Raw genomic sequence first — 11,577 nt, 5'->3', positions numbered from 1 at the left:
GTTAATGTTTAGAGCTTTAAAAAATCTCTCTTTTCTTTTTATATTTTTTGCACTATTTGCCCAAAGCGCTGCTTCAGATTTGCTAAAGGTAGATGAGAAGACGCAAAAGGTTGACGTCACTCCGTTTTCAGAGATATTTATAGATAACCAAAATCACTTCTCTTATGAAGATGTTTCTCAAGAGACATTTAGAGATAATTTTAAACCCTCAACTGCTACTTCAGTCGTATCAAGTGGTCTAAAAGATGCAATATGGCTTAGACTTAACATTGTAAATGCAAGCAATAGCACTTTTTTTGGCAAGTTGGAGATACCGATTATATGGCTTAATAAAACTGAAGTATATTTAAGAACACAGAGTAAAGAGGGAAATGGAGAGTTTGATATGCTTAATCTCTCAAACGCACAAGAGATTAATGCAAGATCTTTTTTCGTTCCTCTGGAGATGAAGCCACTTCAAAGTTCGGCACTATATATCAAGGCGCAAGGTGTAGACAAAATGGCTTTCGCACCGAAAATCTACTCCGCGCAGAAGGCGGAGGAGCGCACTATATATATTGCCATGTTAAACGGCGCGCTAATCGGCATAGTGCTGGTTCTGTTTTTGTATAACCTAAGAAACTATATGACGCTTAAAGATGAAAACTATCTCTACTATCTCTACTATCTTGTCGGTCTACTCTTTTTGGTAGGTACATACTACGGCTATAATCTTCAGCTCTTATGGGACAGTAGTTATAAATTTAACGAAAATATTTACTACCCAATAGTTGCATTTAACTTTTTAACGGCACTGCTCCTTAGCAGAAACTTTTTGAAAGTTGATAAACAATCTGCAAAAACTGACAAATACCTGTTGATTTTTGTAGCTTTTTCGGTGCTGCTTGGTATATTTGGAGTTGTTGGCAGCAGTGATATCGCCGCTTACACAACTTTTGTTTTTACACTAATAAACTTTATATTTTTGGCATCAATTTCTGCTATTTCAATGAAAAATAAAATCTCAGGAAGCGGATATATTTTACTTGCATGGTTATTTTTATCAGTCGGAAATTTGGTGCTCATCGGTATGCTTTTAGGTTTTATTGAGTATAGAGATTTTATTTATGACGTATACGCCGTTTTGATTGTGTTAAATATATTAATGATCTCATTTGCCATGGTTGAACGCATTAGAGATGAAGAGTCACAGTTTGAATCTGAGGTTCAAAAAGAGCATGAAGTTGCAAGTAAACTCAATATCTCAAAAAAAGAACTCAGAGAGTTAAACGAAAAACTTCAACGTAAACTTGCAAGACAAGAGAGAGAGCTTGCCGAAAAAAACAAAGAGTGTGAGAAGTTTTCAACTAAAGACGAGATTACAAAACTCTACAATAAAACTAAGCTTGAAGAGATACTTACAAACGAGCTCCACAGAGCAAAAAGATATGACTACTGGTTTAGCATTATAATCACGAACATCGATGGAATGAAGGGGATAAACGATACGCACGGTTACGAAGTAGGAAACTCCGTTATGAAAGAGATGGGAGAGCTTTTTATGCGCCATATACGTTATTTAGATACGGTTGGAAGATGGAGTGACAACGAGTATCTGATAATCTGTCCGCAAACAAAGGCAAATGAGGCATTTACGGCTGCAGAGCATCTTCAAAGTTTCGTAGAGAGAAATAAGTTCTTTTTCATTGGTAAAGCCACCGCAAGTTTCGGGGTAACCGACTCCCAGCCAGATGACACTCTTCAAGAGATTATGAAAAGAGGGTATGAGGCACTTGCAAAAGCAAAAGAGAACGGAAGAAATAGGGTTGAGGCATTATAACACCTATATGTAAGCGGACTCTTTTAGATATCTGTTTACGGTTAGTTTAGAAAATTTATCAAGATATTGCCAGAAGTCCTCTTTAATCTTCTCATCAATATCCAGCTCCATCAATACTTCTCTAAACGTGCCAAGCCACTCATCTCTTGATTTTTCGTAGATGGAGAAATTTTTATGTATATCTATCATATATTGATCAAGGTCTTTGTCTTTCATCTCTTCATCATAGATTGACGGACCGCCGCATATCTGAATAAAAAATTTTGTGTTTTTTTTCTTTACCTCTTCAAACTCATCATGGTCTTGAGGAAAAAAATGTGCAATATTGCTCTCATAGATGCGGTCATAAAACTTATACATAAGTTCTTGCATCCCATCATAGCCAACTTCTTCATAAAAAGCTGGATCAGGGTTTTTGAACTTTACATCTTCGCCTTGGATTGCTTTTGTTATTTCGTAGTTCATCTTTTTTCCCGATCCTTTAAAATTGTCAAAATAGTAGCAAAAGTTTATTAATATTTAATTTTTGCCAGATAGAGACCGTTGCTTTTTGCGGGTTTTATTTTATGGTTTTTTTTACAGGAAAGTTGCTCTTTAATCTTATCTGCATCAAGAGCTAGAAGCGCCCCGACCATCAGCCGTATCTGGCTTCTTAAAAATCCGTTTGCTTCAAAATGAAGTATGATGTAGCCGTGATGCTTGTATGCAAAAGCTTTGTAAATAACTCTTTGTGTGCTCTTGACATCACTGCCGCTTTTCATAAAGTACTTAAAGTCGTGCTTGCCGAGAAAAAGTTTTATGTTTTTCTCTAGCTTTGAAAAATCCACGCTCCCTAAAAATGTTACAAAACTCTCTTCAAAAGGATTTTTTCCAGACTCTTTGATTATATATCTGTATACTCTCTTTTTAGCGCTGTAGCGTGCATGAAAATCATCATTAACTGCTTTGACTGATTTGACTAAGATTGAGGGAGGAAGCATCTCGTTGAGAGCTTTTTTAAGCTTCTCTAAATCACTCCAAAAAGCAGGCAGGTCAATGTGGCAGACCTGTCCCGTCGCATGAACGCCTCTGTCGGTTCTTCCGCTTGCCGTAATTTTTGACTCAATATTTAAATTAGATAGAGCATGTTCTAGCTGCCCTAAAATTGTATTTTTTGAGCTTTTTTGCATTTGTGAGCCCAAAAAATTTCTACCGTTATAGGCAAGAACCAGAGCGCATCTCATTTAAAATTTGGATACTATATTTTTTTTGTAGATAAAATAGGTAACCGCAAGCCATCCTATAATCATCACAGGAAGGGCGTAAAGTGATAGTGCAAGCTGAAGTGCTACGGCAAGGGCATCATAAATAATTATGGAGAGAAATAAAAAGAGATACACCTTTCCCTTCTGGTGCCTTACATGGACAATACCTATGCTTGCAATAAGAAAGAGGCTTAAAATCGGAAATATGGAGAATAGGGTATTTGTCACAAGTTTTTTTTGCGTTTTAATAGATGGACTTTCTGGAAGCCAGTACTCCATGGGTGTTTGGTACGCATCAAGTTGGGTTTTCATCGTATCGTTTATAAACATCGTCTCAAAATCTATTTGAGTAAACTTCTCTTCTGAGTAACTATACCCCTCTCCATCCGTGAGCTTGAGGCGCAGGATGCCTGAATCGTTTATAATCTCTGCTTTTTTAGCACCTATAAGCACCTCTTCATTCTGTTTTTTATTAAAAAGAATAACGTCGGAGTAGGTCTCGTTTTGATTATCTTTTCCGATGTAGAGAAGCCACTCTCCAAACTTATGCCCAAACTCCGATGCAGATAGATTGAACTTTGCTTCGCTTTTTTTGTAAGAGATAAAGTTGTTTGAGAGAACTTTTGCATGTGGAAAGAGAACAAAAAAGTTAAATAACATAATTATTGACAGAAACAGAGCCGGCAAAAAGAGTGTTTTTAAGATCACTTTTGGGCGGATTCCAAGCGCGAAGAGCACGACTATCTCATTGTCGTTTGAGAGTTTAAAAAGAGCAAGTGTTGCTGCTATGAAAAAAGAGATTGGCAGGGTATAGAAGAGAAGTTCTGGCAGCATAAAGAAAAAAAGCTTACTCATCTCAAACAAAGAGAGCTGGATTACCGCCGTGTAGGTAGCCATCTTGATTAAAAATACTACCGATGCAATTGAGAAAAGAGGTAGAAATATGGATAAAAATAGAATTGAGAGAGACTGTTTTATGTAGTTTTGCAATATTTTCATTAGTAAGTAACCTCTATATATCTTAAAATCGGAGCATCAAACATATGGACTATAAATGTTGCCATGGCTAAGAACGGAACAAAAGGAACCCTCTGCTCCTCTTTTGACATCTTTAATGTAAAGAGCATAACGGGAAGCGCTAATAGTGCTGAGAGAAAAATAGCCACCAGGGTTAATTTCACTCCAAGAAGTGCTCCCATGGTAGCTGCAACCATAATATCGCCTTCTCCCATAGCCTCTATAAAAGGGTAGGTGTGATAGTTTTTGCTCCACGATGTTAGAGTTTTTTTTGCCTCTCTATGAGCAGATGATGTCAAAAGGTAAGAGAGAGCAAATCTAAGCAGGGTAAATCCACCCGCAAAGAGCAGGGCGTTTTGGAAATTTAGTGCAATGCCGCTAATGTTCCAAGCACCAAATATTGCAAATATTAAAGCCAATAGATTTAAAGAGTCTGGAATCATTTTGTACTTAAAATCTATCATTGAGAGCGCTAAAAGGGTTAAAAAACTAAACCCGATGAGCAGAGCAGGAAAACTAAGCCCGAACTTCATAGCCAAAGTTAAAAATACCATGCCTGAGAGCAGTTCTATAAGTGGGTACTGCAGTGATATTTTTGAACCGCAATATGCGCATTTGCCTCTTAAAAATATCCATGAAAAAAGAGGTATGTTATGCCATGGTTTGAGAGTATTTCTACAAGTAGGGCAGTGTGAAAAACCTTTGACCACACTCTCATCCTGAGGGATTCTAAGTATTACAACGTTTAAAAACGAACCAAGCAGTACGCCCAGTATAAAAGCGATTGAAAGTTCCACTATTTCACTCCCCCAAATCTTCTCTCTATCTTTGTAAAATCTTTTATGATTCTCTCAAGCTCATCTACCGTGAAATCCGGCCAGAGGGTATCGGTAAAAAAAAGTTCCGCATAAGCCGCCTGCCAAAGCAGAAAATTAGATAGTCTGTGGTCTCCGCCAGTGCGGATAATAAAATCAACGTTGTGTTTACAATCAAGCGCATTTGAGAGCATCGCTTCAGTAATCTCTTCTTGTGAATTTTTAATCCTGTTTAGTGCTCTTAAAATCTCGTCATGAGCACCGTAATTGAGCGCTAAAGATTGAACTAAACCGTCACAGTGCGCGGTTTTGCCCTGTACATTTTTAATTGTCTTTTGAAGAGATTTTGAAAATGCTCTTATATCTCCGATTGGCTCAAATCTAATATTGTTTTGAAGATAGTTTTCAAGCTCGCTCTCTAGATATTTTTGCAAAAGCTTCATCAAAAACTCTACTTCAAGACGAGGTCTTTTCCAGTTTTCCGTAGAAAAGGCATAGAGTGTCAACCTCTCTATATCTTCATCTTTGGCACAAAACTCCGTAATCGCTCTAACCACTTTTGCACCGGCTTCATGCCCTTTAACTCTTTTTTGTTCTCTGAGCTCCGCCCATCTGCCGTTGCCATCCATGATTATGGCTATATGTCTTGCTTTATTCATATCTTTTTTGCGTGCTCTAAAATTTGAAACGATACGCTCAGTTTATCCGACTTGGGGATCGACTCTTTTTTGTTAGCAAGTATAAACTCTATCTCATTAGTATCGGTTCCAAAACTTGAGGAGTCTTTTAGGATGTTGAGGCAAACTGCATCTACTCCCTTGGAGTCTATCATTTTTAGAGCGTTTGCGATGGCGCGCTGCTCGTCCATTTCAGCCTTGAAGCCTACCGTTGTTATGCCGTCTTTATCAATAGAGCTTAAAATATCAATATTCTTCTTGAGTTTTAGCTCCCACTCGTCTCCGAGAGACTCTTTTTTGAGCTTCCCTTCTTGTGGATACTCGGCAACATAGTCACTCACGGCCGCCGCCATAAAGAGGTAGGGCTTTTTTTGGATAAGATGAATCTGCTCCTCCCTCATAAGTGTTGCTTTTGAGAGCTTCCCTTTTTTTGCTATGCGCACGGAGTCTGTGAGATATTCCAACATCTCTGCAGAACTTTCTACCTCGATAGTGTAGAGCTCCAGCGGCAGATCTTTATCAAGTTTTGTAGCTATAAGATTTACGTCTGCACCTCGGCAGTAAAGTGCAGTTGCAAGGGATGAAGCCATCTTTCCGCTTGAGAAGTTTGAGAGATAGCGAACTTCATCTATCTTCTCAAGAGTTGCGCCTCCAGTTACTATAACGCGTCTGTCAATCCAAAACTCCTCTTTGAGAAGAGCCTTTGCGCAGTGCCAAAAAATCTCCATCGGCTCGGCCATTGCACCGTCACCCACGCTTTTGCATGCAAGCTCTTTTGTCTGCGTCTCAATTATCTCATAGTTGGCAATTGCCAGCATCTTGAGATTCCCCTTTGTGATGGGGTTGTTTATCATATTTGTGTTTGCAGAGGGTGCTATCACTTTTAGATGCGAGTAGGCTAGGGCGCACTGCAAGAGCATATTGTCGGCTATTGCATTTGCAAGTTTTGCTATAGTATTTGCCGTTGCCGGAGCGATAACAAAAAGGTCCGCCCATTCGCCTGCTTTTATATGGTTGTGAGAGTTCGCCCATGATTCATTAGTATCATCTAGGACTTGGTTTGAGGCAAGAGCTTCAAAACTAAGAGGAGCCACAAACTTTTTAGCCGCTTCGCTCATAACGACTTTAACCTCTGCACCAGCTTTGGTAAGAAGTCTCACAAGCTCAAGTGATTTGTAAGCCGCAATGGAGCCTGTAACTCCTAAGAGTATTTTTTTATCTTTTAGCAAATTTGATGGGACGAACATTGTTTACCTCATAAGTATTAGTGGCGCCATTTTAACATAAAAGCGCTGGTTAGAGCTTACTTCTGTCTATATCTACTCCACTGTACTCCAGGGTGTAAATAAGGTCTGTAGTGTGGAGTTTATCGAAGTTTTCAAGCATAATCTGGCGCAAATACTCCTTCTCCTCCTTTTCAGCTTTTATAAGACTAGGGGCGAAGATTCCTTTCTTCTCAAGAACCAGTGATGTAATATCTTTATCCATCTGAATATGGTTCATAAGTTCTTTGATGTCGGTCTCAAAAATGGAGCTTAGCAGAGAGAACATTCCGGCAAGATAGGCTTTGTCTTTGTTGACGCGGTCTGCTTCCGCTTCCATTTTTTCGGCTCTTTTTATAGCAAGTGCCAGAATAGTCTTGGATGCCGGATTTTTTGAGACTTCCGAGTATAGATACAGAAGCAGCCATCTTAGCAGTTTATCTCTTCCCATAAGAGTAATTACCTGCATTAAAGATTCTATTTTGACATTGAACTTTTTTGAGTTGTTAAAAAACTGTACAAGTTTGTATGATAAATCAGGTTGCTTTTTTATGAAAAACTCAAGCTGCTCTGTGCTGTTGTTGTCTTTTATGATTTTAATAAGCTGCAATATTATAAACTGCGCAGGCTCTTTTGAGCCAATAATCTCTATAACTTCCGGCTTGTCAAGATAGTATCCCTGATAGTAGTCAAACCCCATCTTTGAGTACTTTTGATAATCCTCTTTTGTCTCTATATTTTGTGCCAAAAGTTTGATTCTGCTACCTTTAAACTTATCCATAACCTTCTCAAGGTTTTCATGTAAAGAGAGCACTACGTCCATCTTAATAATATCTATGTAGTTAAAAAGCCTGTTGAATTTTTTTATCATCTCCGCACTTGAGTCAAAGTGTTCAAGCGAAAGTTTGAAGCCTCGTTTTTTGTACTGAATGATTTTTGCGATTATTTTTTCGTTCAAATCAATATCTTCTAAAATATTAAGGACAAATCTATCCTTGTCTAAAACATCCAAGACCCCTTTTTGAAGAGACTCCTCATCTACGTTTACAAAAGCCAAGACCTTAGAGCCTAGAAGTTTGTCAAGTTCATTGCTAGTTATAGAGCTGATAATAAGCTGCGCCGTCTCTCTGATTTTTGTAGAGAAGCCACTAGGTTCCAAGGAGCTGTCTTTAAATACTAGCTCATAAGCAAAGAGTTGGTTTTTGTTGTCAAATATCTTTTGTTTGGAAATATTAATTATATTCACTTGCAACTTCCTTGTTTTATTTATTTTATATTTTACACGAAAAATCTTAATAGGGAGTGCTGATACAAATCGAGCATAAAAATTTACTAGATGATAGTTTATATGAAAAAGAGATTATTACTACATTGATATTATAGAGGAGTAGCCAAAAGGCTGCTCCTGTTTAAATCTTGACGGCTTTGCCAGCCTCACTATCGCTGTAAATGCTGTGAGTTCCGTCACAAAAAGGAAAATTGCCGCTTGTTTTGCACATGCAGATGTGGTACTGCTTCGTCTTCTCAACGCTAACTTCTTTGGGAAGACACTCTGTTGCTTTGTGGTTTCCGTCGCAAAAAACACCGTCTTTGCTTCTTCCACATGTACAGATCATATATGTAACTCCGGCTTCAAGAGTCACACCTTCGGGTCTATTGCGAAATACGATTGCATCTTTACACATGACATATCCTTTGATTGGTCTGTACTATTATAGTGACGATATTATCAAAATGTCAAGGTGGCTATTGAGAATAGTTATACTGAAGAAGAGACGCTAAGTTGCAGTTTCTCTTTTTGATTTAACTCTTCAACATTCATGTTATACAAAGAGCAAAGCTCTCTTTTTGCCTCTTCGCCTAGGGTTTCTAAATCAACTACATAATCGACATAGTCATCTTCCTCAGCTACTTTCATATTAAAGTTTGCTATCTGCTCTTTTGTCGGGGGTGCTTTAATCATTTTGTACACGGTTGACCTCTTGTTTTAAGTGATAATATTGGAGTGGAATTGTATTATTTTTTTTAGAATTTGCGGCAAGAAAATTATATAGTTATAATGACTTTAAATTGTTTTGAAAAGTTGGATAAATAGAGATGTTGTGGGGGAATTAGAATGAATTATGAGCGGATAAATCCGCTCAAAGAAAGATTACAGACCTGTAACGTTTTCTGCTTGTGGACCTTTTTCGCCTTGACCGATTTCAAAAGTTACCTTTTGACCTTCGTCTAGAGAAACACGACCATAGCCAGTGCTGTTGATTTGACGAAAGTGTACGAATACATCTTTACCGCCATCTTCTTGCTCTATAAATCCGAAACCTTTTTCACCATTGAACCATTTAACCGTACCGTTTACTAATGCTGCCATTGTAATACCTTTGTGTTTGAATACACCTCATTGCTGAAGTGGTCTAAAATCTAATATGAAGCTTTTCTTTTAGTAGCGGATTATACTGTTAACTAGGTCATCAATGTAAAGCAGACTAAAGATGCAACTCGAATCATCTTTTATTGACAGAATTATAACTGAATAAAAAGTAAATGTATATAGCTGGAGCTTATTTCTTTTGTATTTACTATTTTTTTACGACTTGAATTATCGGTTTTATCCCTGAAATAGGCGATGTATGAGGGGTTGATAGTTTTCTATTTTACGTATGTTTAAAAACATGAAATAATGTAATAGCTTTAAAACTCCGTCTCTTTCTTGTATTTGGCGATGAATTCGTCCACAAACTTGAGCATATTTTTGTAGTGGTCGCCATGCCAGTAGACTCTGCCGCACTCTTTGCATCTAGCAAAGGTGTCAAAATATTTTTTGGTCTTTGCCTTAAGCTCATCTATAATCTCTAGTTTATCAATCTCTTCAAGTTCGCCGTTACATTTGATGCATATGCTCAGGGGCTTGACCTTGTCAAAAAGCTTGTAGTGGTAAAATATCTCTCTTAAGTGCTCCTCAAATCCTGCATGTGCGAGATACAAAGCATTATGATGCCTCATCCTCTCATAGAGTACCTTATCGCTAGTAAGAAGAACTCTCTCCTCTTTTTGTGCGATCTCGATGATATCGTCATCATCTATACTCTGAAAGTAAAGTGTGTCAAACCCAAATATCCGCAGATACTTCGCGATTTTCCCTAGGTGGCAGTCAGCTATGAATTTCATGGGGTCATTGGGTCTTTAAAGGTGTGTTTCAATATCAACCAGTTCTACGCGGGAGCACTCTTTTTTTAAAAGTTTTTTGCTGTTTGCATCATCTTCTGCCAAACTCAAAAGATCTGCAAAGTCGTCTTTAGAGACTTCGACAGTATGGAGTTCTTTAAGAGTTTCAATGCTGAGCGCTGCCTCTTCTTTGGATTTAAGCGTAATATTGCGATGCCCCTTGGCAAACTCTGATTTTATAGCTTTTGCTACTTTTTCGTTGTTAAGCAGTTCCTTAAGTGAAATCTTTTGATCGAAATCATTATCGCATAGTATTTTATACGTTACCACTATTTTTCCATCCATCGTGCCGATTTCCTTTATTGTCAAGTTTTCAGCTCTTTTATAGCATCTACAAAGATATTATAACTTTCTTGTGAAGAAAATACAAAGTTTACCTCTATGGTGTCATCTGAATCTAAAAAATACTTAACCGCATTGTAAGCAATCTTGGCAGCTTCATCTTTTGGATAACCGTAAATGCCCGTAGAGATGGCAGGAAACGAGATGCTGTGGCACTTTAGTTCAGAAGCTGTTTTTAGTGAGTTTATATAGCAGTTCGCCAGAAGCTCTTTGCAACGGTTTTTACAAGATGAATAAACTGGACCGACAGTATGGATTACATATTTTGCTCTCATCTCTCCCGCAGTTGTCGCAACGGCTTCTCCTGTAGGCAATCCATCAGGATACAGAGAGGCTCTCAGCTCTTTGCACTCGCTAAGTATCTGCTCTCCGCCCACGCGCTGAATTGCACCATCTACTCCGCCACCGCCAAGAAGTGAACTGTTCGCCGCATTGACCACCGCGCATACATCTTCTTGTGTTATATCTGCTACTTTTAGGTTTATGTTTTTCATTTTATTTGATCTTCATTACTTTCAAATAGTGGGTTATATAAGTTCCACTTTCAGCTCTTTGCCAAGAATGTGCGCAAAGTTCTGCAGAGTCGAGAGTTTAATGTCCTGTGCATGATTTTCTATTCTTGATATGGCAGACTTCTTTGTATGCAGCCTATGCGCTATCTCCTCTTGCGTAAGCCCGACCTCAACTCTCGCTTGCTTTAGCATCTCACCTATCTTAAACTCTTCATATCCAGACTCAAAATCTTTTGCAAAAGCAACATCATCTTTTTTTCTTTTATCAATGTATTTTTTTAAGTCACTCATTGTTTAAATACTCCTTTTTTCTCTTTTGTGCTAAGACTATCTCATGTTTTGGAACTTTTTGGTCCTTTTTTCTAAAAGCGTTTGTGAGCACAACGAAAGTTCCGTTAAGTTCAAAACCTAGCAATCTTATGTGGTTTGTTCCATGTTGAACTCTTACTTCAACAATACCGCCCGAACTACTCAGGTATTTATAGAATTTAGTAGATACCGTGTCCGCTTCTTCTATCAACTGTAAAACCCAAACAACTTTTTGAGCTTCTTTTGTAGAAAGAGTGTCTAAAAACTCTTCAATCGGGCTTTTGCCTGATTTGAGCTTGTAAAAGATAATTTCTTTCATAGCAATATGTTAACATAGAAGTTAACTTTTGTCAAT

Annotated in this window: 16 protein-coding genes; 1 reads left to right on the top strand and 15 read right to left on the bottom strand. The window is 38.0% G+C overall.

What is annotated here, in order from left to right; genetic code table 11:
* Positions 1 to 1,819 (top strand): diguanylate cyclase (locus IBX42_RS09130; RefSeq protein ID WP_294932025.1); only part of this gene is annotated, 1,819 nt, incomplete at its 5' end.
* Positions 1,820 to 1,822: 3 nt separating this feature from the next.
* On the opposite strand, the gene IBX42_RS09125 is transcribed toward IBX42_RS09130, so the two are convergent.
* The 15 genes from IBX42_RS09125 to IBX42_RS09055 form a co-directional block, all read right to left on the bottom strand.
* Positions 1,823 to 2,284: a globin gene (locus IBX42_RS09125; protein WP_294932023.1), complete on the bottom strand. Its 462-nt coding sequence runs from the start codon at positions 2,282 to 2,284 to the stop codon at positions 1,823 to 1,825.
* A 47-nt stretch (positions 2,285 to 2,331) separates the two neighbouring features.
* On the bottom strand, positions 2,332 to 3,042 hold the full coding sequence (gene truA, locus IBX42_RS09120; RefSeq protein ID WP_294932020.1) for a tRNA pseudouridine(38-40) synthase TruA: 711 nt from the start codon (positions 3,040 to 3,042) through the stop codon (positions 2,332 to 2,334).
* Positions 3,043 to 4,062, bottom strand: a complete 1,020-nt coding sequence (locus IBX42_RS09115; protein ID WP_294932017.1) for an LptF/LptG family permease — start codon at positions 4,060 to 4,062, stop codon at positions 3,043 to 3,045.
* The gene (locus tag IBX42_RS09110) at positions 4,062 to 4,877 is read right to left on the bottom strand and encodes an A24 family peptidase (protein ID WP_294932014.1); all 816 of its coding nucleotides are present in this window, start codon (positions 4,875 to 4,877) and stop codon (positions 4,062 to 4,064) included. The genes IBX42_RS09115 and IBX42_RS09110 overlap by 1 nt, the downstream gene beginning before the upstream one ends.
* Positions 4,877 to 5,554 (bottom strand): polyprenyl diphosphate synthase, encoded by a 678-nt coding sequence (uppS, locus tag IBX42_RS09105; RefSeq protein ID WP_294932011.1) that lies wholly within the window; start codon positions 5,552 to 5,554, stop codon positions 4,877 to 4,879. Before uppS ends, IBX42_RS09110 begins: the two co-directional genes overlap by 1 nt.
* Positions 5,551 to 6,819 carry a bifunctional phosphopantothenoylcysteine decarboxylase/phosphopantothenate--cysteine ligase CoaBC gene (gene coaBC, locus IBX42_RS09100; RefSeq protein WP_294932008.1) on the bottom strand — a complete coding sequence of 423 codons (1,269 nt, stop codon included), beginning with the start codon at positions 6,817 to 6,819 and terminating at the stop codon, positions 5,551 to 5,553. The genes uppS and coaBC overlap by 4 nt, the downstream gene beginning before the upstream one ends.
* A 49-nt stretch (positions 6,820 to 6,868) precedes the next feature.
* Complete coding sequence (locus tag IBX42_RS09095) at positions 6,869 to 8,080, bottom strand: EAL domain-containing protein (protein ID WP_294932005.1); 1,212 nt, start codon at positions 8,078 to 8,080, stop codon at positions 6,869 to 6,871.
* 163 nt (positions 8,081 to 8,243) lie between these two features.
* Positions 8,244 to 8,519 (bottom strand): CDGSH iron-sulfur domain-containing protein, encoded by a 276-nt coding sequence (locus tag IBX42_RS09090; RefSeq protein ID WP_294932002.1) that lies wholly within the window; start codon positions 8,517 to 8,519, stop codon positions 8,244 to 8,246.
* 74 nt (positions 8,520 to 8,593) lie between these two features.
* Positions 8,594 to 8,797 (bottom strand): hypothetical protein, encoded by a 204-nt coding sequence (locus IBX42_RS09085; protein ID WP_294931998.1) that lies wholly within the window; start codon positions 8,795 to 8,797, stop codon positions 8,594 to 8,596.
* Between the two features lie 189 nt (positions 8,798 to 8,986).
* Entirely contained in the window at positions 8,987 to 9,205 is a 219-nt protein-coding gene (locus tag IBX42_RS09080; RefSeq protein WP_294931995.1) for a cold-shock protein, read from the bottom strand.
* A gap of 320 nt (positions 9,206 to 9,525) precedes the next feature.
* Complete coding sequence (locus tag IBX42_RS09075; RefSeq protein WP_294931992.1) at positions 9,526 to 10,002, bottom strand: Mut7-C RNAse domain-containing protein; 477 nt, start codon at positions 10,000 to 10,002, stop codon at positions 9,526 to 9,528.
* Between the two features lie 15 nt (positions 10,003 to 10,017).
* On the bottom strand, positions 10,018 to 10,368 hold the full coding sequence (locus IBX42_RS09070; protein WP_294931990.1) for a hypothetical protein: 351 nt from the start codon (positions 10,366 to 10,368) through the stop codon (positions 10,018 to 10,020).
* Positions 10,365 to 10,895, bottom strand: coding sequence for an O-acetyl-ADP-ribose deacetylase (locus IBX42_RS09065; RefSeq protein ID WP_294931987.1), 531 nt, complete (start codon positions 10,893 to 10,895; stop codon positions 10,365 to 10,367). Before IBX42_RS09065 ends, IBX42_RS09070 begins: the two co-directional genes overlap by 4 nt.
* A gap of 33 nt (positions 10,896 to 10,928) precedes the next feature.
* On the bottom strand, positions 10,929 to 11,204 hold the full coding sequence (locus IBX42_RS09060; RefSeq protein WP_294931984.1) for a helix-turn-helix transcriptional regulator: 276 nt from the start codon (positions 11,202 to 11,204) through the stop codon (positions 10,929 to 10,931).
* A complete protein-coding gene (locus IBX42_RS09055) occupies positions 11,197 to 11,541 on the bottom strand; it encodes a type II toxin-antitoxin system RelE/ParE family toxin (RefSeq protein WP_294931981.1) in 345 nt (114 codons plus the stop codon). Before IBX42_RS09055 ends, IBX42_RS09060 begins: the two co-directional genes overlap by 8 nt.
* Positions 11,542 to 11,577 lie beyond the last annotated feature (36 nt).

This window comes from Sulfurimonas sp., assembly GCF_014859695.1.
GTDB lineage: Bacteria > Campylobacterota > Campylobacteria > Campylobacterales > Sulfurimonadaceae > Sulfurimonas.
This window is presented reverse-complemented; position numbering and strand designations above follow the sequence as displayed.